This window comes from Providencia sp. wls1943 (assembly GCF_009706275.1).
Lineage (GTDB): Bacteria > Pseudomonadota > Gammaproteobacteria > Enterobacterales > Enterobacteriaceae > Providencia > Providencia zhijiangensis.
Genome location: NZ_WLTU01000022.1, coordinates 1 through 24,272 on the forward strand (window position 1 = coordinate 1; position 24,272 = coordinate 24,272).

General features: G+C 41.0%; 21 protein-coding genes. 14 read left to right on the forward strand and 7 right to left on the reverse strand.

Going from position 1 to position 24,272, the window contains the following annotated elements:
• A partial coding sequence (locus GKR48_RS11065) for a flavoprotein (RefSeq protein ID WP_336431155.1) occupies positions 1-162 on the forward strand: 162 nt, incomplete at its 5' end.
• Between the two features lie 19 nt (positions 163-181).
• Here the strand turns inward: GKR48_RS11065 and GKR48_RS11070 are convergent.
• Positions 182-1,687, reverse strand: coding sequence for a hypothetical protein (locus tag GKR48_RS11070; RefSeq protein WP_154628131.1), 1,506 nt, complete (start codon positions 1,685-1,687; stop codon positions 182-184).
• 226 nt (positions 1,688-1,913) lie between these two features.
• Positions 1,914-2,822, reverse strand: coding sequence for a TIGR01777 family oxidoreductase (locus tag GKR48_RS11075; RefSeq protein ID WP_154628132.1), 909 nt, complete (start codon positions 2,820-2,822; stop codon positions 1,914-1,916).
• A 271-nt stretch (positions 2,823-3,093) separates the two neighbouring features.
• On the opposite strand from GKR48_RS11075, the gene yfcD reads away from it, so the two are divergent.
• Positions 3,094-3,636, forward strand: a complete 543-nt coding sequence (gene yfcD, locus GKR48_RS11080; RefSeq protein WP_154602882.1) for an NUDIX hydrolase YfcD — start codon at positions 3,094-3,096, stop codon at positions 3,634-3,636.
• A 46-nt stretch (positions 3,637-3,682) separates the two neighbouring features.
• Here the strand turns inward: yfcD and GKR48_RS11085 are convergent, their stop codons facing one another.
• The 3 genes from GKR48_RS11085 to ackA form a co-directional block, all read right to left on the reverse strand.
• Positions 3,683-4,810: a hypothetical protein gene (locus tag GKR48_RS11085; RefSeq protein WP_154628133.1), complete on the reverse strand. Its 1,128-nt coding sequence runs from the start codon at positions 4,808-4,810 to the stop codon at positions 3,683-3,685.
• Between the two features lie 138 nt (positions 4,811-4,948).
• Positions 4,949-7,078 (reverse strand): phosphate acetyltransferase, encoded by a 2,130-nt coding sequence (gene pta, locus GKR48_RS11090; protein ID WP_154600249.1) that lies wholly within the window; start codon positions 7,076-7,078, stop codon positions 4,949-4,951.
• 81 nt (positions 7,079-7,159) lie between these two features.
• Entirely contained in the window at positions 7,160-8,362 is a 1,203-nt protein-coding gene (ackA, locus tag GKR48_RS11095; protein ID WP_154628134.1) for an acetate kinase, read from the reverse strand.
• Positions 8,363-8,999: 637 nt separating this feature from the next.
• Between ackA and yfbV the strand changes: the two genes are divergently transcribed.
• From yfbV to GKR48_RS11120, 5 genes are all read left to right on the forward strand, one after another.
• A complete protein-coding gene (yfbV, locus tag GKR48_RS11100; RefSeq protein WP_036952713.1) occupies positions 9,000-9,455 on the forward strand; it encodes a terminus macrodomain insulation protein YfbV in 456 nt (151 codons plus the stop codon).
• A gap of 161 nt (positions 9,456-9,616) precedes the next feature.
• A complete protein-coding gene (locus GKR48_RS11105; RefSeq protein ID WP_036952716.1) occupies positions 9,617-10,111 on the forward strand; it encodes a YfbU family protein in 495 nt (164 codons plus the stop codon).
• Between the two features lie 68 nt (positions 10,112-10,179).
• Complete coding sequence (locus GKR48_RS11110) at positions 10,180-10,854, forward strand: sugar phosphatase (protein WP_272522786.1); 675 nt, start codon at positions 10,180-10,182, stop codon at positions 10,852-10,854.
• An 87-nt stretch (positions 10,855-10,941) separates the two neighbouring features.
• On the forward strand, positions 10,942-12,771 hold the full coding sequence (locus tag GKR48_RS11115) for an SLC13 family permease (RefSeq protein WP_154628135.1): 1,830 nt from the start codon (positions 10,942-10,944) through the stop codon (positions 12,769-12,771).
• Positions 12,772-12,946: 175 nt separating this feature from the next.
• Entirely contained in the window at positions 12,947-13,372 is a 426-nt protein-coding gene (locus GKR48_RS11120) for a hypothetical protein (RefSeq protein WP_154628136.1), read from the forward strand.
• A 426-nt stretch (positions 13,373-13,798) separates the two neighbouring features.
• On the opposite strand, the gene yfbR is transcribed toward GKR48_RS11120, so the two are convergent.
• The gene (gene yfbR / locus GKR48_RS11125) at positions 13,799-14,380 is read right to left on the reverse strand and encodes a 5'-deoxynucleotidase (RefSeq protein ID WP_154628137.1); all 582 of its coding nucleotides are present in this window, start codon (positions 14,378-14,380) and stop codon (positions 13,799-13,801) included.
• A 206-nt stretch (positions 14,381-14,586) separates the two neighbouring features.
• Here yfbR and GKR48_RS11130 point away from each other — a divergent pair, with 206 nt between their 5' ends.
• Positions 14,587-14,976 carry a hypothetical protein gene (locus GKR48_RS11130; protein WP_154628138.1) on the forward strand — a complete coding sequence of 130 codons (390 nt, stop codon included), beginning with the start codon at positions 14,587-14,589 and terminating at the stop codon, positions 14,974-14,976.
• Between the two features lie 372 nt (positions 14,977-15,348).
• Here GKR48_RS11130 and GKR48_RS11135 read toward each other — a convergent pair whose 3' ends face one another.
• Positions 15,349-16,563, reverse strand: a complete 1,215-nt coding sequence (locus GKR48_RS11135; RefSeq protein ID WP_154602878.1) for a pyridoxal phosphate-dependent aminotransferase — start codon at positions 16,561-16,563, stop codon at positions 15,349-15,351.
• A gap of 810 nt (positions 16,564-17,373) precedes the next feature.
• On the opposite strand from GKR48_RS11135, the gene GKR48_RS11140 reads away from it, so the two are divergent.
• From GKR48_RS11140 to nuoF, 6 genes are all read left to right on the forward strand, one after another.
• Positions 17,374-18,282, forward strand: coding sequence for a LysR family transcriptional regulator (locus GKR48_RS11140; RefSeq protein ID WP_154602877.1), 909 nt, complete (start codon positions 17,374-17,376; stop codon positions 18,280-18,282).
• Positions 18,283-19,260: 978 nt separating this feature from the next.
• Entirely contained in the window at positions 19,261-19,704 is a 444-nt protein-coding gene (locus GKR48_RS11145) for an NADH-quinone oxidoreductase subunit A (RefSeq protein WP_036952734.1), read from the forward strand.
• A gap of 18 nt (positions 19,705-19,722) precedes the next feature.
• Positions 19,723-20,397: a NuoB/complex I 20 kDa subunit family protein gene (locus GKR48_RS11150; protein ID WP_004912254.1), complete on the forward strand. Its 675-nt coding sequence runs from the start codon at positions 19,723-19,725 to the stop codon at positions 20,395-20,397.
• 74 nt (positions 20,398-20,471) lie between these two features.
• Entirely contained in the window at positions 20,472-22,274 is a 1,803-nt protein-coding gene (gene nuoC / locus GKR48_RS11155; RefSeq protein WP_195848244.1) for an NADH-quinone oxidoreductase subunit C/D, read from the forward strand.
• A 2-nt stretch (positions 22,275-22,276) separates the two neighbouring features.
• Positions 22,277-22,849 carry an NADH-quinone oxidoreductase subunit NuoE gene (gene nuoE / locus GKR48_RS11160; protein ID WP_230086728.1) on the forward strand — a complete coding sequence of 191 codons (573 nt, stop codon included), beginning with the start codon at positions 22,277-22,279 and terminating at the stop codon, positions 22,847-22,849.
• Positions 22,846-24,207 carry an NADH-quinone oxidoreductase subunit NuoF gene (gene nuoF / locus GKR48_RS11165; protein ID WP_036952742.1) on the forward strand — a complete coding sequence of 454 codons (1,362 nt, stop codon included), beginning with the start codon at positions 22,846-22,848 and terminating at the stop codon, positions 24,205-24,207. The genes nuoE and nuoF overlap by 4 nt, the downstream gene beginning before the upstream one ends.
• Positions 24,208-24,272 lie beyond the last annotated feature (65 nt).

Here is a 24,272-nt window from a genome sequence, read left to right on the forward strand (position 1 = left end):
GCCGCAGAAATGGGAGCGGTGATTATGCCCCCAATGCCTGCGTTTTATCATCAGCCTCAATCTATTCAAGATATTGTCGACCAAACCGTGAACCGTGTACTTGATCAATTTGATATTCAACTTGAACACGATTGGTTTACCCGTTGGCATGGGACAAAGTAATTTAATGGGATCGTAATGCTCAATTATTATTGAGTGTAACAGGGCTAAAATTATCACTAGGCACCGTATTAATATGAAAATTAGCCATAGAAATATGAGGGGCTATAGGGTATATATTTCCTTTTTTATCAATAAAAATATTCTGATCTGTCTGTTTTAATTGAGCTAGATTCTTCCGAATAACTTGGTGAAGATCCGACGCGTCAATATTTGAAGAGTAGATGGTCTTTTGTTTAGATTCATTTGACTTAGTGTAATTAAATTCTAATGTAACTAAATGATTTTTTTTGTTAAAACTTTGATGTACAATACTATCGCTTTTCTTTTTCAGTACTCTGCTTTTTAATGATGTTCTTTTTAATATAACCTTAAAGTTATCTAATGCGAGTAGTTTGTTGATTTTTAAATTACTATCAAAACCTTTATTTTCATTATAGTTAGCTGAATTTTGGTTTATCCTATTTAACTTAACGAATGCTATTTGATAATCAGATTTTTCATCTTTTATGAATTCATATTCTTGATTTTCATCCATGTAGTTTTTTAGAAAAAGCGAAAATTCATCAAAACTATCACATTCATAAAGGCCTTCATTAGGGTCAAAAAATTCATATTTTTCAGTTTCTTTATTTCTCTTAATATTGATTGCACAAGTATGATAAGGGCTTGAAAATAGATAATTTTGGGTATCATCCTTACAAGCCTTAATCATACTCATAAAATCATTGAATTTCTTTGTCTGTCTGATTTTATTTGCTATTTTTATATTAGAGTTTAAATTTTGCTGCTTATTTTTTTCCACCCAAGCAGTTTCTGTTTTCGCATTTGTGGGAATTCGTGATGAATCTAATAGACTATTAATAGCTCTATATCTAGAACGGATGCCGGGATTTGAATTAAGACAGAGAAAAATTTCATCTAGCTTGTCAGTTTTTTTTATTGAATATCTGTTTTTTATATATTTTCTTTTTTCGTCAAGAACTGCTGCACAAATTATTTTTTGCATTCTACTTTCCTTATTGCAATATTTTTCCACGTTTTCATCCAAAGCTAGATCTATTACCTTTATAAAGTTTTGTTCTGCCAGTGCAGATGATAAAAATGAAATGGGCAGTGATAAGTTATTATTTAGTGTTGATTCTGCTTGTAATTTTTGTATGTCAAATATTTCCTTAAGTAATTTATTCCCTTGTTTGATTTCGTGTTTTTTTTCTGTGTAATCTTTGTAATGTAAAACTGATGCCATCTCTATATTAGAAGGCTTTGCATTTGTTATAGGGTTGTTGGCTGTTATGTTATCTAAATGTTTATTATAAATATTGATATATTCATGCTCTAAACCTTTATCACTATAGTGTAAAAATTTCACAGATGCACCAAAACAAAAACCACCGAAACGCTCTTTTGAATTTGAGACTTTCAATATGTTTTCTTTGAAAGATGCGGCATCATCTGTTGTCAGGAAATTTAAAAATTTTGATTGGGAAAAAGGTGTTTTTTTCACGGTGGAACTTTCGATAGGCATAATGTTATCCATAATTGATTAAATTAATAACACCATACATATATTTATTATCTATATCTTTCAAATTTCAATTATTTGAATGTACATATAATAAGCGTGAATGCAAATGATTTAAACAGGAATGATTTAAACAGGGTAGTTGTAAAGAGAAACACGATAGAAACCATCTCATTATTTATCTCACGAGATGGCAGGGATATTATGGTGTTAGAAGCGTAAAAATGAGTTAGTTTCCACTGGAAACCAATAAATCTTCCAAAGCAATTCTCAGTTCAATAAATTCAAATTCAAAGCCAGACTCTTCTAAACGTTTTGGAATGGCTTGCTGCCCACCAAGCAATAATGTTGCGGATTCCCCAAGTACACCTCTTACGGCGAAAGCGGGTGTGCGGATAAAGGAAGGGCGATTGAGTACATCTCCCATCATGGCAGCAAATTGGTCATTATGGACAGGATAAGGCGACGTCATATTAAACGGGCCTGATAAATTCGGTGTTTCCATTAAAAACAAAATCGCTTTCACCATATCGTTAATATGGATCCACGGCATATATTGTTTTCCATGACCAATCGGCCCGCCAGCACCGATTTTAAAAATAGGCAGAATTTTGGCGAGCAAACCGCCGTTAGGGGATAAAACTAACCCTGTGCGTAATAAACACACTCGGGTTTTATCCGATTGCGCCTCTTGGGCAATAGCTTCCCAGCGAGCAGCTAGTTGATGGGTGAATTCATCATGAGGTTGATCTTCTTCCGTCACGACGGATTGACCTTGGTCGCCATAGTAACCAACGGCAGAGCCTGACAGGAATACGCTCGGTGGGTTTTGACTGGCTTTGATTAAGTTCGTCAATTGCTGAGTGATTTTCCAGCGACTGTCACAAAGGATCTGTTTTTGCGCTGTGGTCCAACGCTTTTCTGCGATAGGTTCACCAGCAAGGTTGATGACCACATCAAACCCATTAAGGTCGGTTTTATCCTGAAGGGTTGTCCAGCATTCAACCGCTTTACAAAATAAACTGTATACCTTTTGTGGTGAACGGCTTAATACGGTGACCTGATGTGAATGCATCACTAACGTTTGAACCAGTTGGGTGCCAATTAACCCTGTTCCGCCTGTTATTAGAATTCTCATTTTTTATCCCCTATATTTAAAGCGCTATCACACTCTAAATAATCCAATTTTTACCACCCTATAAAGATAACTATAGCATTTGCAAATGGGAATTGTTGGGTTTCAGTTAACGCTTCACAAAAAAGAATTTTGTACTGTATCTTAAAGAGATGCATTGATTTTTGTGATGGAAAGCAAGGTCAAATTTGGGTAGGATCTCTTGCAACATATATGCGAAAAGAATACCTTGTATCAAAGTATTTTGGTGGACAAGCTAAATAAGGTTTTCAGGATGGAACAACAGACCGAATTCGTCGAATGGGTAGATATCGTTGACGAAGATAATAATGTAATAGCGCAAGCAACTCGTAGCCAAATGCGTGCAGAAAACTTACGCCACCGTGCGACCTACATCGTGGTGCACGATGGAATGGGTAAAATTCTGGTGCAACGGAGAACGGACATTAAAGATTTCTACCCAGGGCTTTTGGATGCGACGGCGGGTGGTGTCGTGATGCAAGATGAACAGATCCTTGAATCAGCTAAGCGTGAAGCTGAAGAGGAATTGGGGATTGCAGGTGTTCCGTTTGCAGAACATGGTACTTTCTATTATGAAAATGAAATTTGCCGCGTGTGGGGTGGATTATTTAGTTGTGTGAGTCACGGTCCTTTTGCTTTGCAAGAAAGTGAAGTCGTAGAAGTAACTTGGTTGACTCCCAAGGAAATTACCGCTCGTTGTGATGAATTTACGCCAGATTCGCTTAAAGCACTGTCATTATGGTTAACGCGTAATAATGAAGCGGATAAAGCGATTAGCTGTTCAAACCCAGAGTAAATGCGAGTATTGAAATAAGGACTACCTTGGTAGTCCTTTTGTACTTTTATGATTTATAAAATTTAGGTTCTTTGAGTTTGTTGAACAGCGGATATTGATGAAGTTTATCGGCGTAGGAGGTATTAATCTCGATGATTTTCTCATCTAGAGCATTAACAAAGCACTCTTGCTGAGACATTGTTTTTTCAATGAGACTAAAAAACTTTTTCTTATTTTCTGTTATATAAAGGCCTCTATTAGGTTCAAAGAACTTGAATATGATTTTATCGTTGATATGTTTAATCGTGATCCCCATAGCATGATGTTTAGTCAGAAAATCACAAATGGTATCCTTCTGTTGCTGTAGTCGATTATTAATGCGCTGCTTGAATTGCTCAAAGGTTATATAATTTTGTGAATTTAAATTTACGTTATTATCAATAGTCGTATAGGTGTCATATTTTATATTATATTGGCTATTTCTTTGTGTTATTTGATGCTTAATGATTTTTTTCTGGTGGTTTTTAACTAATTCAAAAAATGGTTTAATGCTGTTGATTGATAAATCAGTCATTGCAAAGTTAGAACATTTTTTCTTAATTTCTCGAGCAGTTGATTTAATTAAATTAAGTTCAAATTGACTTTTCATTTTTAATATATTCTCCCTGGCACTTGCTGATGTGGAATAGGTATAAAAATATAACTGATGTAATAATTTTTTAAAATTAATGACATCATTTTCCCCTATATTATCCAGTAATAATGCACTGTTTTTAAAAAATACCGCATTGATTGAGTTAAGCATATTTCTTTGTTTTAACTCTCGGTTATCATTTGAAAAATCAAATTTTTTTATGGCATGGTCAATCTTCAGAACATAATCAATTATTTTCTGTCTATAAATAATTTGACAAAAAGCATCATTTAAAAAAGTGTGATAATGGCGAATATTCTCCTTGGAGTTATGTGTTTTTTTCAATGCTATCGCCAGATTTTTTATATATTTCTTTTCATCATTTGCATGGGCATAAAATAAGAAAGCATGTGCTAATCCATAACAGACACCTTTTTCGGCTTCTTGCATATTTTTAATGCCAATTATATTGCGAGAAAACTCATTTTTAGCGGTATCTTTAAAATAATCTGTTAATTTTTTCTGTTCAAACTTAATACTGACTCTTTGGGGAGTGATCATAATCAGCCTCAATATTTTGTGAAAATATAGAGGTTAATGATATGAAATGAGGGGGATATCATTTTCATATAACGATGAAAAAACAAAGGTCAACCCATTTCTGGATTGACCTTTTAACTCAAAGCTTAATAACTAAGATTATGCGTTTTCGTTTTGTACCGCTTGAATCGCAGTCAGTGCAACAGTGTAAACAATATCGTCTACCAGTGCGCCACGGGATAAGTCGTTAACAGGTTTACGCATACCTTGCAGCATTGGACCGATAGAGACTAAGTCAGCAGAGCGTTGTACTGCTTTATAGGTGGTATTACCGGTGTTCAAGTCTGGGAAGATAAATACAGTTGCTTTACCCGCAACTGGCGAGTTTGGCGCTTTAGATTTTGCCACATCAGCCATTACCGCAGCATCGTACTGTAATGGGCCGTCGATCATCAGGTCAGGGCGTTTTTCTTGCGCTAAACGTGTTGCTTCACGTACTTTCTCAACATCACTACCCGCACCGGAATTACCCGTAGAGTAAGAGATCATTGCAACGCGAGGTTCGATACCAAACGCTTTTGCTGAATCCGCAGATTGAATTGCGATTTCAGACAGTTGCTCTGCTGTTGGATCTGGGTTAATCGCACAGTCACCATAAACAAACACTTGCTCTGGCAGCAGCATAAAGAATACAGAAGAAACTAATGAGCTACCTGGCGCAGTTTTAATTAACTGTAATGGTGGGCGAATGGTGTTTGCAGTGGTATGAACTGCACCAGAGACTAGACCATCTACTTCGCCTTTTTCCAGCATCAATGTGCCCAGAACAACATTATCTTCCAGTTGTTCACGAGCAACGACTTCGGTCATGCCTTTGCTTTTACGTAGTTCGACTAAACGAGCAACATATTCTTCGCGAACTTTAATTGGGTCAACGATTTCGATGCCAGCGCCTAATTCGATACCTTGAGATGCCGCAACGCGGCGGATATCATCAGGATTACCTAACAGTACGCAGGTCGCGATACCACGTTCAGCACAAATGGATGCTGCTTTAACGGTACGTGGCTCATCACCTTCAGGTAGCACGATGCGTTTGCCTGCTTTACGAGCCAGTTCAGTTAACTGGTAACGGAATGCAGGAGGAGACAGGCGGTTTGGACGCTCAGAGTCTGCAACCAGAGATTCAATCCAGTTACTGCTAATGTGGCGAGCCACATAGTTTTGAATTTTTTCAATACGCTCATGGTCATCAGCCGGAACTTCAAGGCTGAAACTTTGCAGATTCAGCGAAGTTTGCCATGTGTTGCTGTTCACCATAAACACAGGTAAGCCCGTTTCGAATGCTTGTTCACAAAGTTTGCGAATAGGTGCATCGATATCATAGCCACCAGTTAGTAAGATAGCCCCGATTTCTACGCCATTCATTGCCGCCAAAGAGGCTGAAACCAGCACGTCAGGGCGGTCAGCTGAAGTCACTAACAATGAACCTGGGCGGAAGTGTTCCAGCATGTGTGGAATGCTACGTGCGCAGAAAGTGACGGACTTAACGCGACGAGTGTTGATTTCACCTTCGTTGACGACTTTTGCATTTAAGTGTTTTGCCATGTCGATTGCACGAGTGGCAATCAGGTCAAAGTTCCAAGGAATTGACGCTAATACTGGCAGATTTAAACACTCCAGCGCTTTGGCATCGATATTGGCCACAGTCGCTTTGGTGGAATCATCAAAGATTTCAGACAAGTCAGGGCGAGTACGACCTTGCTCATCAACGGGTGCGTTAACTTTGTTAACGATAACCCCAATGATGCTTTCATTACGTTGGCCACCAAATTCGTTACGAACCAGCTCTAAACGCTCTTGCATTTGCTGGATTGAGCTATTGCCCGGCGCAGTAACAAAGACAATTTCAGCGCCTAAAGTTTTGGCGATTTCGTAGTTCAGTGATTGTGCAAAAGAGTGCTTGCGAGTTGGGACTAAACCTTCGATTAGGATCACTTCCGCATCTTTAGTGTGGTCGTGGTAGCGCGCCACGATCTCTTCCATCAAAATATCTTTCTTTGATGAAGTCAGCAGAGATTCGACATATTCCATTGTTAGTGGTTCAACAATGGTTGTGATGCTGGAGTGTGAACGTAAAACTTCAGTAGTTTGGTCTTTATTACCGGAAACGCGTGGTTGTGCGATAGGTTTAAACACACTCAGCTGGACACCTTTTTGTTCCATTGAGCGGACGACACCCAGACTAACGCTGGTTAAACCAACGCTGGTGCCAGTAGGAATTAGCATAATTGTACGGGACACAGGAACCTCGTTTTTTGGTTACTCTAAAGCAGTACCGCCAGCATAAGGCTGGCGGCGAGAAAGTCTTTATGCTGTTAAGCGTGCAGCATCTTGGGCAATCACCAACTCTTCATTGGTTGGGATAACCAGTGCCGGACGGCTGTTGTCGGTGGTGATAACACCTTCTTTACCGAAACGTGCGGCTAAGTTGCGCTCGTGGTCATATTCGAAACCAAGGATTGCCAGTTTCTTCAGCGTAATTTCTCGCACTTGTGCAGAGTTTTCACCGATACCGCCAGTGAAGATAATTGCATCAAGACGACCTTCCATCAGCGCGCTGTACGCACCAACATATTTTGCTAAACGGTGGCAGAACACATCCATTGCACGGGTTGCATCCGCTTTAGTGCCGTAGTTATCTTCAACATAACGGCAGTCGCTAGTCACGCCAGTTAAGCCCAGTAAGCCAGATTCTTTAGTCAGCATTTTGTTGATTTGGTCAACGCTCATGCCTAATGAATCATGTAAGTGGAAAATAATCGCAGGGTCGATATCGCCGCTACGAGTCCCCATGACTAAGCCTTCTAATGGAGTTAAACCCATTGATGTATCAACACATTTACCGTTAACGATAGCAGATACTGAACCACCATTACCTAAATGGCAAGTGATAACGTTCAGTTCATCAACTGGCTTGTTCAGTTTTTTCGCCGCTTCACGAGAAACATAGAAATGGCTAGTACCGTGCGCACCATAACGACGGATGCTGTGCTCGGAATATAACTCGTATGGCAGTGCATACAGGTAAGCTTCTTCAGGCATTGTCTGATGGAATGCTGTATCGAATACCGCTACGTTTTTGGTGATCAGATGAGGGAATGATTTTCTCGCTTCTTCAATACCGATAAGGTGAGCAGGGTTATGTAATGGCGCGAATGGGATTGCCGCTTTAATACCTGCGATGACTTCGTCATCAATAAGAACAGAAGACGTGAATTTCTCGCCACCATGAACAATACGGTGACCGATAGAGGAAATCTGTGCGGACAATTCAGGCTTAGCAGCCAGGATTGTGTTTACGATGAAGTTCAGTGCTTCGCTGTGCGCAGCGCCTGCACCTAAAAGTGCTTCATGTTTTTCACCGTCCATTTTCCATTTAATACGAGCTTCAGGTAAATTAAAACATTCAGCTAAACCTGATAGAAATTCATCTCCATTAGTCGGATCGATGATTGCAAATTTCAGTGAGGAGCTACCGCAGTTTAAAACCAGTACCAGCTTACTTGACATGGAAATACCTATCTTAGTTGATGTTGTGAAGCCCGTTATGAGGACACACAGACTTGGTTGAAAAATGTTATTCGCTAGAGCCTAGCGCATTTATATCCGACCAATTCATGATTGATATCATGATATGTGCAAAAAAGCACATGGGTCGATGATTTTACAGGGGTTTCTCGCGCAAACGTTACGTGATGCTGTTAAATAACTGTGAAAAATAAGTCACAGTATTGTGTTGAAATAACGTGCAGAACCCCAATATATCACTGTTGTTGACTTATTAAAGAGAACTATTAAGTAACATAGTTCGGCAGTAATTCTAATTGCGGTCGATTCTACTAAAACTATTTTATATTTTATACGTTTTTTTTAAAAATAGGGCGTTTGGTTGATTAAAATCATAAATACCATATAAAGTGTAGTTATAGCGGTGAGTTACGTATTCAAGAGAATAGCGGGTTTCATTTAAGTTAGCTTAATTAAAGCTAAATTTGTGAAAATTAACTTAAAAACTGAGTGTGCGTTCACGTTGAATTTGACGTAAGCTAGCCATAGATTGATATTGTTTTTGTGATGACCAATTGAAATTGATAGTCACTGAAAATCAATGGCAGTAAAAAATGAATAAGTAGTAGGAAATTAATTGATGAGCACAATGCAAAGTACCCCTCCAGGTTTTTTTAAACGCTTCAGATTAGGTAATCACTATCTGAAGGTTTTTCCTATGGAAAAAAAGCTAACGCCACTGTTTCCTGAACTACGTATCAATAAAGCGATTCGGTTTGGGATCCGCTTTATGCCGCCCATTGCGATATTTACGCTGGCTTGGCAAATTGCGCTAGGCGGGCAGTTAGGTCCAGCTGTCGCGACGGCATTATTTGCCTGCAGCTTGCCAATGCAAGGGTTATGGTGGTTAGGTAAGCGTGCTGTCACACCATTACCGGCAGGGTTATTAAGCTGGTTCTATGAAATTCGCGATAAATTTACCGAAGCGGGAATTGCGATGGCACCCGTTGAGCAGCAGCCTGACTATATGGCGTTAGCCGAACTTTTGAAAAAAGCGTTCAATCAGTTAGATCATACCTTTATGGAAGATATCTAAACGGTTCATTGAACCTTATTTAGCATTCGATTTGATAACAAACCGTTATGTAACAGTAATTAACGCAAAACAACTGTTTAGATCAATAAAAGTGATATTTAATCTGTGCATTATCAACATTGAATGCGAAGATTGCAGAAAATTATCAACGGAGAGCTGTGATGGAAATGACCAATGCTGAACGCTTAATTTTATCCAATCAATATAAAATGATGACCATGTTAGACCCGGATAACGCAGAGCGTTACCGCCGTCTACAAACTATCATTGAGCGTGGATTTGGTTTACAAATGCGCGAGCTGGATAGGGATTTTGGTGAACTCAGCGAGCAAACGTGCCGTACGGTTATTGAAGTGATGGAAATGTACCATGCGCTGCAAGTTTCTTACGGCAACATGGAAGACAAACATGGTGTGGATGGTCGTCGTGTGCAGTTTTTGGGCTTTGATGCCGCAACGGAAGCGCGTTATCTGAGTTATGTGCGCTTTATGGTTAATACAGAAGGGCGATATACCCATTTCGATAGCGGAACTCATGGCTTTAACTCACAAACACCAATGTGGGATAAATATTTAAGAATGCTGAAAATTTGGCAAGCTTGTCCTCGCCAATATCACCTTTCAGCGGTTGAGGTTTCTCAAATTCTCAATGCTTAACCTATCTTTTTAGGTGGACGCATTGACGTCTTGTATTAGGTAGCTGATTTTCTAAAAAAGGGTTTGATGTGAAGTTAAAAGCAAAAGGTTTTTTATTCGATCTCGATGGAACATTGGCGGATTCACTGGCCGTCGTTGAGCGCTGTTGGTGTTTATTCGGCGATAGAATTGGTGAAGATCATCAAGCGATTATCGACTATATCCATGGAAAACCAGCAATGACCACATTGCGTCATTTCCTACCCAATGCAAGCGAAGAAGAGCTGCAAAGCCATTTTCGTTGGTTAGAGAAAATGGAAAGCGAAGATATGGATGGCGTTGTTGCACTGCCAGGTGCAATAGCGCTGTTATCTTTACTGAATAAATTAGGTGCCCCTTGGGCGATTGTAACATCGGGCACAGTGCCAATTGCTCACGGACGCCGAGCAGCGGCGGGTTTACCTGAGCCGAAGCACTGGGTCACGTTTGAAAAAGTCTCTAAAGGCAAACCTGATCCAGAACCGTTCCAATTAGGGGCGAAAAGCCTCGAGCTGCCTCCTGAAGAGTGCATTGCTTTTGAAGATGCACCAGCAGGGATCCATTCAGCATTAAGTGCGGGTTGCCAAGTGATTGCGGTTCATGATCCTGAAGGTATGCCAAGACGAGATGAAATCTCTGCAATTATTAGTACATTAGAACAAATTTCCGTGACAGGCCCTGACAATAACGGCTATTTTGAGCTTTTCGTATCGAAAAACGCCTAATTACGATCTAATCAAAGAAATCCTCTGAAAAACATGCTTAACTAACTAAAATCTTTAGCCTGTTTTTTTTCGTCGAAAGGGGATACTTTGAACGGAGAATTGCTGTGGGTGCTAACCCTACTATTGATAGCGGTTGTTCTATTTACTACCAATAAAGTCCGCATGGATGTGGTTGCCTTATTAGTGATTGTGGCGTTTGTATTAAGTGACACACTGACCTTACAACAGGCAACGGCGGGTTTTGCGGATCCTAACGTTTTGTTGATTGCCGCTCTATTTGTCATCGGTGATGGTCTGGTTCGTACCGGAATTGCCTACCAAATGGGGGAGTGGCTCGTCCGAGTCGCAGGCAGCAGCGAAAGTAAAATGCTGGTCTTTTTAATGATGACGGTGGCGGGGCTCGGTGCATTTATGAGCTCCACTGGCGTGGTCGCTATCTTTATTCCGGTGGTGCTCAGTGTAGCGGCACGGATGAAAACCTCACCAAGTCGATTAATGATGCCGCTGGGCTTTGCTGGCTTAATCAGCGGTATGATGACATTAGTCGCAACACCGCCCAACATGGTGGTGAACAGTGAATTAGTTCGCGAAGGATTACCCAGCTTTCAATTTTTCTCAATTACCCCGATAGGGCTGCTTATTTTAATCGCGGGTATTGGCTATATGTGGCTAACTCGTCGCTGGTTAGGGAGTAATGAGCCGGATAAACAACCTGTTAAATATCAACGCAGTTTCCGTGACCTGATCCGCGATTATAAATTAGCAGGACGCGCTCGCCGATTAGCTATTCGTAAAGGCTCTTCACTGATAGGACACTCGCTTGATGAGCTTCATTTACGTTCCCGTTATGGCGCAAACGTGGTGGGGATTGAGCGCTGGCGTAAGTTTCGCCGTGTGATGGTGAGTGCAACAGGGGGAACTGAGTTACGCGAGCGCGATGTTTTGCTGATTGATATTTCAGTGACTGACGATGAACTGCGCCAATTTTGCAGTGAGCAACTTCTTGAACCGATGATCTTGCGCGGGGATTATTTTTCCGAGCAATCAAGGGATGTAGGGATGGCGGAAGTTTCCATGAACCCAGACTCAGAATTATTGGGTAAAACGTTACGAGAGATTAAATTTCGTACCCGATATGGTTTAAACATCGTAGGGATCCGCCGTGATGGAAAGGCCCTTGATGGAAAGCTGGTGGATGAACCTCTGCGCTTAGGGGATATTTTGCTGGTCATTGGGGACTGGAAGCTGATCCGTATTCTATCGACCAAACCACGTAATTTTATCGTATTGAACTTAGCCGCTGAGGTTGAGGCCGTTGCACCAGCCTCCTCACAAGCCCCTCATGCGTTATTTTGCCTTGCACTCATGGTGGCGATGATGGTCACCAATGAAATTCCTAACTTTATTGCAGCATTAATTGCCTGTCTATTAATGGGGAAATTTCGCTGTATTGATATGGAAAGTGCGTATAAGTCAATTCATTGGCCGAGCATTATTTTGATTGTTGGGATGATGCCATTCGCTATCGCTTTACAGGAAACCGGGGGGATAGCCCTCGCGGTAGACGCACTGATGAAGATCGCTGGCGGATTGGGACCTCATGTCATGCTAGTCTGCTTGTTTATTCTATGCGCGACGATAGGCTTGTTTATTTCCAATACGGCCACTGCAGTATTAATGGCACCGATTGCCATTGCTGCCGCGCGCCAAATGGAAGTCTCTCCATTACCTTTTGCGATGGTGATTGGTATCGCGGCATCCGCTGCATTTATGACGCCAGTATCTTCCCCTGTGAATACATTAGTATTGGGTCCCGGTGGTTATAAATTTGCTGATTTTCTGAAGATTGGCGTCCCTTTTACGATTATCGTCATGTTTATCAGTGTGGCTGTGATCCCTATCTTGTTCCCATTCTAATTAAATCAATAGCGCCTACTTTATTAAGGCGCTATTAAACTCAATAAAACTTACTGCCCATGATGATAAAGATCAATTCGTAATATTTAATCCATTACCGCCTATCCGTTGAATCTTGTTATTTTTATTTCCGGAACAATCCTTAAAATTAACAGATAATTATAGTGAGGTAATAATGAATACTGAAATAACAAAAGAGAAAGTGGTAGTTTATGGAAATGATGGTTTTTGTACTTTCGAAAACTATTGGGGTGAAGAATTAGTTTCTGTTCGATTAGAACATTATGTTTCAGGTATAATTGATGACACGAGACATATGTTAACAACAGTTGAATTAGCAAATATTGCGGATCGAACAGAGCTAAAAAAAGTGTTTTTCATACGAACGGCTCTGGGACAGCTGGATCGGTATGACTATTGGTATATGACCATGCATACTAAAAGTGGGCGAGTTTTTAGAACGAAAGACAGATTTCGTTGTTCTTATGCCTTCTATGATTCTTTAGATGCGATTATTGGTGTGAATGGTACGGCGAAAACATTATATATCGCATTTTCATCATCATCAGGATGCAAGACAGAATTGATTGAGGTTTTATAATAAATAACTTTAATTCAGGATGAAATAAAATGGCGGAACTATTTATCATGATATACCCGATAAAATAAAGATAGATAATATTATGTGGTTCAGTTACGAGCTAGATACCGAGGATTCTTATAATTACTGGTATGTAGATATAACAACAGAAGATGGAAAACGCTATCATACAAAGAGCAAATTTTATTGCTCGATGACAAGAGCCGATGAAGGAAAAGTGATTCTTGGCATCAATGGCGAATCTGAAAATTTATACGTCCATTATCCTGTTTCAATTGAAAATAAAGCATGAATGACTCATTATGTTTTATGATAAAAATCACGAACATCTAAATAAACGATATTGTAGATAAGTAAGTGGAAGTGTACATCAAGCTGAACAGGATGTTAAAAGTAGGAATGACATTCGCCATTCCTTATATTTCCTTAGTGACTGATTTCATCTAACGAAAGCGTAAAACTCGGGACAAACGTTTTCATAAAATATTCCATTTCAGGGCTATTGCGCTCAGCGAGCATTTTTTCCAGGCGCCTTTTGGCGAGCTTAAATTCGCTATTGCCTGCAGATAGCTCTTCTAAACATTTTAAATAGGCACATAAAGTATCTGCTTGTTTTACAATAAAATGTTCTTCTTCAGACTGCAGCTCTTCTACTAGCAAACATTTAAAATCGTCTTGCAACTCTTCTGGCAGCATGCCCAACAATTTTTGTTGGGCAAACTTCTCGATTTTTTTATATTCGTGGGCGATTTGCTGATTATGATATTTAATGGGCGTTGGTAAGTCACCGGTGATGACTTCACTTGCATCATGGTACATGGCGAATAGTGCAATTTTTTCGGCGTTAACATTACCATCAAATTTACGGTTTTTAATGATTGCGAGTGCATGTGCCACCATCGCGACTTGTAGGCTGTGTTCTGAAACATTTTCAGTCCGCACATTACGCATTAGGGGCCAGCGATGAATGAGTTTCATTCTAGCAAGATGGGCAAAAAAGTAACTCATAATTCCTCCTTGATTGAAATAATCATATGTGAAAATCATACATCAGATACAAGTAAATTTATATTTAATATTAAGCGCTTCTATTTTGAATAAGTGAATATAACTTAATGAAAGCTGATGTTTTAAATGAATTAAGCATAGGAAGAAATACATTAAAATTCCCATTAATTATCCAACCATCAATCCAATAGCATCGAGGAGATTATATGGAAATCGCGTTATCAGCAAAAGGTACGGTTACATTAGAGAACTTTTGGGGAGAGCCCTTAAAATTGATGAAACTTACACACTTATCATTACGAACATCCACTGTTGAACTAAAGGATGTGCCTCAGGGGGCGATTATTAAAAATGCGATGGAGTTTATTTATCAACGGGGTATTGGAAAGCCGCGAGATTACTGGATTTTAGATATTGTGACTCAAGAAAATACACGTTATCGCTCAGAACCTATGTATGATTGTTCTATTGATGAAACGGAAAGTCCGACGGAGGGGCATGTAATTATTGGAGTCAATGGCGAGTCTAAACGAATTTACACAGTTCTAGACAGTGGAGATCGTTGTTCTGACAGTATGAATCAAGTTTGGCTATAATTAATATTCGATTCATAATCATGCAATGAAATGATCAAAAAAGAATGAAATAAAAAAGTCAAATTGAGAGTATCCATACTCAATTATCTAAATAAGACGTAAAAGAGTAAACAAGTTATCATCCAATAATAAATTGATTTGATATTTTTAGTCACTATAATCGAGAGGTATATAATTAAACTGATCGAGGATGAAATGAAATATTTCCCAATTATATTAGTGCTATTTTTCTTAGCAGCTGTTTACTTTATTTCTATTATTTAATTAATCTAATAAAGACTATTGAATTTAGAGTTTCATAAAGAAACTTGTTTTTATTAAGATAAAAAAATAGCCCTTATTTGGGCTATTTTATTTTGATAAAACGAAAATTTATTGACGATAGTTTTCTAAGAAACGACCAAATTTATTGATTGCCATTTCTAAGTCATCTGCATAAGGGAGGGTGACAATACGGAAATGGTCTGGGTGTGGCCAGTTAAATGCGGTTCCCTGAACTAATAACACTTTTTCTTGCAGTAACAGGTCAAGGATCATTTTTTGGTCATCGTGGATATTAAAACGTTTAATATCAATTTTCGGGAACATATACAGGGCGCCTTGTGGCTTAACACAAGAGACACCAGGAATTTGGTTAATCAGTTCCCATGCACGGTTACGCTGCTCGTATAAACGACCACCTGGTTGGATAAATTCGCTGATACTTTGGTAACCGCCTAATGCTGTTTGGATAGCGTGTTGCATTGGCACGTTAGCACATAAGCGCATAGATGCCAGCATTTCTAACCCTTCAATATAGCTTTTGGCTTGTTTTTTCGGGCCATTTAATACCATCCAGCCTTGGCGGAAACCTGCGACGCGATAAGTTTTTGATAACCCGTTAAACGTGACAGTCAGTAAGTCAGGTGCCAGTGCAGCGATAGAGTGGTGCTGCGCATCGTCATACAGAATTTTATCGTAAATTTCGTCGGCGAAGATAATCAAACTATGTTGACGAGCAATCTCGACGATTTCCATTAATAGCTCTTTGCTGTACACCGCCCCTGTTGGGTTATTTGGGTTGATGATGACAATCCCGCGGGTACGTGGGCTGATTTTCTTGCGGATATCGTCAATATCCGGCATCCAACCTTGTTGTTCATCACACATATAGTGAACAGCATTACCGCCTGATAGCGAAACAGCGGCTGTCCAGAGTGGATAGTCAGGGGCTGGAACCAGCATTTCATCGCCATTGTTTAATAACGCTTGCATGGCTTGAACGATTAATTCAGAAACACCGTTACCAATATAGACATCTTCAACGGTCATATCGTGGATATCACGGGCTTGGTAGTGTTGAACAATTGCCTTACGCGCAGAATATAAGCCCTTGGAATCACAGTAACCTTGCGAGCTTGGCAGATTGCGCAGGACATCAACGAGGATCTCATCAGGTGCTTCAAAGCCAAACGGTGCCGGGTTACCAATGTTCAGTTTTAGGACTTTATTGCCTTCTTCTTCTAAGCGTTTCGCTTCTTTTAAAACTGGCCCACGAATGTCATAGCAAACATTATCGAGCTTATTGGATTTCATTATCGTATTCATGGTTCTCTCATTACCCTAACGGGCTCGCAATCATAGGGGACTTCCGGCATTACTATCTACTGTACTCCTCCCTCGGAAGCTTTTGAAGATGCTAGATAATTTTTGGTGCAAAAGGTTGGTTTAGACATAAAACAGATATGTGCTATCTTAAAGTATTGAATAAGTTAGATGATGGCTCTAATTATGGCTATTAAGTTGGAATCTAATTCTGATAATTATCGTAGTTTTGGAGTGTGTTAGTGAATGAGTCGTAAAAAAATGGCGGAAAAGTCGCGTAATGACAAAGTGACAAAAATTGTATCACTCTGTAAGTTTGCATCTTAAATCATTAAATTAGAAATAAATTTAACTATTGGTCAGGGTGTTTTCGGGGGTTTTTGGCTTTTTTTGTTAGCAATATTGATTATTTTAATGAGAATATTCTTAGTGAAACCGTGGTTATAATGTTTAGTGTATTGATAATTAATAAAATTGTTAATTTACATCATATGTTACATAAAGAGCTTACATTAAAATAATTGCAACTACATTAAATATGTTACTATTTAGTCTTCTTCAATTATTTCGTGCTTATTGAGTTTTATGTTAATCAACCCCGCTTTAATTGATAGAAATTTAAAACGCTAATTGGATAATTGAGCTGTTTAAGTTAATTATCAAATAGATATAGCAATATAGAGTATTGAATACAATAAATGCAGATCTACGGATTAGAAATGCAAAAAGTTGGATTATTTTTAAGACTCGCTGATTCTCACGGAGGAGAGCAGAAACACCAGGTATCATAAAATTATATAAAGAGAATGTACGATGATAAATTCCAATCGTCCCATAATGAACTTAGATCTCGATTTACTACGCACATTTGTCGCAGTGGCTGATCTTAACACTTTTGCCGCTGCTGCTGCCGCAGTATGTCGAACCCAGTCCGCTGTTAGTCAGCAAATGCAACGTTTAGAGCAATTAGTTGGTCGTGAATTATTTGCACGCCACGGGCGTAATAAGCTATTAACCGCCCACGGTTTGCAATTACTCGGCTATGCGAGACAGATTTTACGTGCGAATGACGATGCCACCGCATCTTTAACCTATAACGATGCAGATGGTGAATTGCGTATCGGGGCATCCGACGATACAGTCGATATCTTATTACCTTTCTTACTAAACCGTATTGCCTCCGTATTTCCACGCATCGCGGTAGAAGTGAGAATTAAACGTGCTCAGTTTATTGAGTCAATGTTAGATAATCATGAAATTGATTTAGCATTGACGACAAGCCGTATTCCTCAGCACCCAAAAACAGCATTAAGAACTGTCCCGATTTTATGGCACAGCGCACCTGATTTTCAGCTACGTACAAATGAGCCAATCCCATTGGTGGTAATGGATGAAACGAATCCATACCGTAAGTTATGTACTCAGGCATTAGATGAGGCAGGCTTACCATGGCATGTGGCTTATGAAGCTGCATCATTACCAGCGGTTCGTGCTGCGGTGAATGCAGAAGTCGGAGTGACTGCTCGCCCAATGGAAATGCAAAACGCAGATCTGCGTGTTTTAGGTGAGTCAGATGGTTTACCGCGTCTGCCAGATATTCAGTACTGGTTATATAAAAATGCGGATGAGCAAAAAGATTTTGTGCTCACTGTCTTTAATGCCATTGAAAACAAAAAAATCTCTTATGCCGTTGCGGACCAAACTGAGAACAGCGCCCAATAAGAGCAATTTCTCCTTATCGATAAAATAGGGTTTTTATCAATGATAAGTGTCAAACATACATAGAGTGATATTATCCGGCTGAATCAGTTAATCCTGACTCAGCCGTTTTATTTTTATGAATATCCCGCCTGAAAACCGTCTTCACAATTTTACGCATTTCAATTGTTATCAAAATGTTCTTAACTGAAATTTACTGGCCGTACTCATTAAGTGGTTAATAGGGGAGGAAGGCGATTTTTGCAGTACGATATTTTACTTAATAACGAGGTGATAAAAAAGTGAACAATGTTTCTGTTCAATAGGTGACAAAATACACGGATTAACCACTTATTAAGTATGGATTTACGCGTAAGAGCATGAAATAATTGTGATGTATATGGCATAACATGAAATTCATTAGTTAGTTAACGATTTGTTACGCCGTTAACAATATTTATTTGCTGAATTGATAAAATAGCTGAGAGTAGTCATAGGCTTAGTGGGGATGATGAATAAAAATTCGTTACTGCCTCTTAAATTAAATTTGGATGTTATGTAAACAAATTGAGTATTTTTTCAATAAATCTGTGCGTTAGATCAAATAAAAAGCACATTTTTTCGTCTGTTAAGACAGGTTTTTCCTGAGATAATGGTGTAGTAAAAGCGAATAATCAGTTAGACTACTTTGCGTGTTTATTTGTGTATAGTAACACTGACACGTTTTAGCAGTTAATGAGTTATTTTTGTTTTGCAGATGTTTTTCACGTGTGAATTATTTGTAATAAATACGGTTATTTTGTCTCATTTGAGCAAAATAAAATGTAGTGAGAGAGGGGCAAACCAAACGGCAGTCGTCAGGCTGATTTTAGTTTGGGGGATCTTTTAGTTTTGAGGTCAATTTTGGTCTTTCTTCTCGATTAACTGGGCAATTGTGGTGCAATACTGCCGTGTTATAAAAAAGAGCAGTTAAGTACCATAAGTAATGAGTAAGCAACGAGTATGTCTACATCAATCCTAGAGTTAGCCCATAACTGGGGCTTTGCTATATTCCTTCTCGGCGCTATTGGTCTTTGCGCTTTCATGTTGACCGCAGGTCATTTCTTGGGTAGCCGCGCCAAAGCCAGAACAAAACACGTTCCCTACGAGTCAGGTATTGACTCTGTCGGTAGTGCTCGTCTTCGTATGTCAGCCAAGTTCTACTTGGTCGCGATGTTTTTCGTGATCTTCGATGTGGAGGCTATGTTCTTATTTGCATGGTCTGTCGCCATCCGCGAAGCGGGATGGGTCGGTTTCATCGAAGCCGCTATTTTTATCTTGGTATTGTTGGCGGGATTATTTTATCTGATCCGCGTTGGTGCACTCGATTGGACTCCAATCCGTTCACGTCGCGCAGTTAAAGGTCCTAGTGAAGTTATTAAAATCAGCAATCGTCATCCGCAGTAAAAAGCGAGGCATTATACAATGGATTATACGCTCACCCGCATAGATCCGAACGGTGAGAACGACCGTTACCCACTGCAAACTCAAGAAATCGTTACTGATCCCCTTGAGCAGCAAGTTGAAAACAGTGTGTATATGGGGAAATTATCCCATGCACTTCATGATGTGGTGAACTGGGGACGTAAAAACTCTCTGTGGCCATACAACTTCGGTCTTTCATGTTGCTATGTAGAAATGGTGACGTCGTTCACGGCTGTTCATGACGTAGCCCGCTTTGGTGCGGAAGTACTGCGTGCTTCTCCTCGTCAAGCCGACTTTATGGTTGTTGCGGGAACTTGTTTTACCAAAATGGCTCCCGTCATCCAGCGCCTTTATGACCAAATGCTTGAACCAAAATGGGTTATCTCCATGGGGTCATGTGCGAACTCAGGTGGGATGTATGACATCTACTCTGTTGTTCAAGGCGTCGACAAATTTATTCCCGTGGATGTGTACATTCCAGGCTGCCCACCACGCCCTGAAGCCTATATGCAGGCTCTCCTTCTGTTACAAGAATCCATCGGCAAAGAACGTCGCCCACTTTCATGGGTTGTCGGTGATCAGGGTGTTTATCGTGCGAATATGCAGTCAGAAAGAGAAAGAAAACACGGTGAACGTATCGCAGTAACCAACCTGCGTACCCCTGACGAAATTTAAGGCTTTTAGCCATACAGCGTAACAGAGCAATGTTGTTGCGAAATAATAAACCTGATCAAGCGTTATGGTGAAGAATGATGACAGATCAGATAGCGCAAGCGAGTCATAATCAGCCAGAATGGCAGACACAAGATCACATTAATGATCCTGTGCTTCTGGAACTGCGCAACCAATTTGGCCCGGATGCCTTTTCAGTTCAAGCAACCCGCACTGGCATGCCAGTGGTTTGGGTACGCCGTGAACAATTACTGGAAATTGTAGATTTCTTAAAGAAACTACCTAAACCTTATGTGATGTTGTTCGACTTACACGGAGTCGATGAACGCCAGCGTATTCATCGCCAAGGTCTGCCTGACGCAGACTTTAGTGTGTTCTACCACATCATTTCCATTGACCGAAACCGCGACATCATGTTGAAAGTGGCTCTTAATGAGAAAGACTTAAACGTGCCATCGGTGGTTTCTTTATTCCCCAATGCCAACTGGTATGAGCGTGAAGTGTGGGACATGTTCGGGATCACCTTCCAAGGTCACCCAAATTTACGTCGCCTGCTGATGTCTCCAAGCTGGGAAGGTCACCCGCTGCGCAAAGATTACCCTGCGCGCGCCACGGAATTCGATCCCTTTGTTTTGACTAAGCAAAAGCAAGATCTGGAAATGGAAGCATTGACTTTCAAACCAGAAGAGTGGGGCTTAGATCGCGGAAATGAAAACGAAGATTTCATGTTCCTGAACTTGGGGCCAAACCACCCATCTTCTCACGGTGCATTCCGTATCGTGCTGCAATTGGATGGTGAAGAGATTGTTAACTGCGTTCCCGATATCGGCTACCACCACCGTGGTGCAGAAAAAATGGGTGAGCGTCAGTCATGGCATAGCTACATTCCTTATACCGACCGTATCGAATACCTCGGCGGTTGTGTGAATGAAATGCCATATATTCTTGCGGTTGAAAAACTGGCAGGTATCGAAGTACCGGATCGCGTAAAAACTATCCGTGTCATGATGTCTGAACTGTTCCGTATCAACAGTCACCTACTGTATATCAGTACCTATATTCAAGACGTTGGTGCGATGACGCCAGTGTTCTTTGCGTTCACTGATAGACAGAAAGTGTACAACGTGATTGAAGCGATCACCGGTTTCCGTATGCACCCAGCATGGTTCCGCATCGGTGGGGTTGCTCACGATTTACCGCGTGGCTGGGATAAATTACTGCGTGAATTATTAGACTGGTTACCGAAACGCCTAGAATCCTATGTGACTTCAGCGCTTAAAAACTCCATTTTGAAAGGCCGTTCTATTGGTGTGGCATCTTACACCAAGGAAGAGGCATTAGCGTGGGGTGTGACGGGTGCAGGCTTACGTGCAACGGGTGTGGATTTTGATGTACGTAAAGCACGTCCTTATTCAGGTTATGAAAACTTTGAATTCGACATTCCAATCGCCCATAACGGTGACTGCTATGACCGCGTAATGATCAAAGTGGAAGAGATGCGTCAAAGTATCCGTATTCTTGAGCAGTGCCTGAAGAATATGCCTGAAGGTCCATTTAAAGCTGACCATCCACTGACAACGCCGCCGCCGAAAGAGCGCACATTGCAGCATATCGAAACCCTAATCAACCACTTCTTACAAGTGTCTTGGGGCCCGGTAATGCCAGCTAACGAATCATTCCAGATGGTTGAAGCAACCAAAGGGATCAACAGCTACTACCTAACCAGTGACGGCAGCACCATGAGCTATCGTACACGTATTCGTACCCCGAGTTATGCGCACTTGCAGCAAATTCCGGCGACAATCAGAGGTAGCTTGGTTTCTGACTTAATTGTCTATCTGGGTAGTATCGATTTTGTAATGTCGGATGTGGATCGCTAACCATGCATAATGAACAAGATAAACAAGGTCAATGTGGCACTGGCCAATGCGGCTGTAACAGCCAGTCTGACGTGGTGAATACCTTCGAACCGCAAGTTAATCACGGTTTTGTTTTAACCGAACATGAGCGTGCGGAAATTGAAGGGGAAAAACACCACTACGAAGATGCACGTGCGGCGTCAATTGAAGCGCTGAAAATTGTGCAAAAAAATCGTGGCTGGGTCGAAGATGGCGCTATTCACGCTATCGCTGAAGTTTTGGGTATTCCTGCGAGTGACGTAGAAGGCGTGGCAACATTCTATAGCCAAATTTTCCGTCAACCAGTGGGTCGCCACATTATTCGTTATTGCGACAGCGTTGTTTGCCATATTACGGGCTACCAAGGCTTAGAAGCTGAAATTATTAAACAGCTGAGTATTCGCCCAGGTCAAACCACCGCTGATGGTCGCTTTACGCTGCTGCCAACCTGTTGCTTAGGTAACTGTGACAAGGGTCCAACGATGATGATCGATGACGATACCCACAGTCATGTGCAGCCTGAAAATATTCAAAAGCTACTGGAGCAGTATCCATGACAAACTTCTCCGCAAACCCTGTGATCCGTACTGCGGAAACTCATCCATTAACATGGCGCCTACGCGATGACGCGCAGCCAGTCTGGTTAGATGAGTATCGTAGCAAAAACGGATACAAAGGTGTCGAACGTGCCCTCAAAGGCATGGCTCCTGATGAAGTGGTTAACCTTGTCAAAGACGCCGGACTGAAAGGTCGTGGTGGTGCAGGGTTCTCGACAGGTCTGAAATGGAGTTTAATGCCAAAAGACGAAAACATGAAACTGCGTTATTTCTTATGTAACGCGGATGAAATGGAGCCGGGCACTTATAAAGACCGTTTATTGATGGAACAACTACCTCACTTATTAGTGGAAGGGATGATCATCGGCGCTTATGCATTAAAAGCCTACCGTGGTTATATCTTCTTGCGTGGTGAATATGTTGAAGCGGCGAAACATTTACGTCGCGCCATCGAAGAAGCCAAAGCCGCGGGTCTCTTAGGTAAAAACATTCTCGGTTCGGGCTTTGATTTTGAGCTATTTGTGCATACCGGTGCAGGTCGTTATATCTGCGGTGAAGAAACTGCACTGATTAACTCCCTTGAAGGTCGTCGTGCAAACCCACGCTCTAAACCACCATTCCCTGCAAGTTCAGGTGCATGGGGTAAACCGACCTGCGTGAATAACGTCGAAACTATCTGTAACGTGCCTGCAATTCTAGAGCACGGTGACCAGTGGTATATCGATTTAAGCGCGGGCAAGAGTAAAGACGCGGGCACTAAGCTGATGGGTTTCTCTGGACGCGTGAAAAATCCGGGTCTGTGGGAACTGCCATTTGGTACAACGGCACGTGAAGTCTTAGAAGACTATGCGGGCGGTATGCGTGATGGATTAAAACTCAAAGCATGGCAACCGGGTGGCGCAGGAACTGACTTCCTGACCAACGATCACCTCGATTTACCGATGGATTTCGAAAACATTGCAAAAGCAGGCAGCCGTTTAGGTACAGCGCTAGCGATGGCAGTCGATAACGAAATCAACATGGTTTCTTTAGTGCGTAACTTAGAAACCTTCTTTGCGCGTGAATCCTGTGGTTGGTGTACACCGTGTCGTGATGGTCTGCCGTGGAGCGTAAAAATTCTACAGGCACTGGAAAAAGGCGAAGGTCAAGAAGGGGATATCGAAACTCTTGAACAACTTTGCCGTTTCTTAGGACCGGGCAAAACCTTCTGTGCACACGCACCAGGTGCGGTTGAGCCATTACAAAGCGCCATCAAATATTTCCGTGGAGAGTTCGAAGCGGGTATCTCGAAAAAAGATCTGCGCAACATCGTGCAGATTGCCGGGATCCAGCCAAACCTGCTCAAGCAGCGTTGGTAAGCATTTAGCGATTGAGCAACCGCTAAACGAATTTTTGACGAAGAACGTATTTATGTTTAACGCCT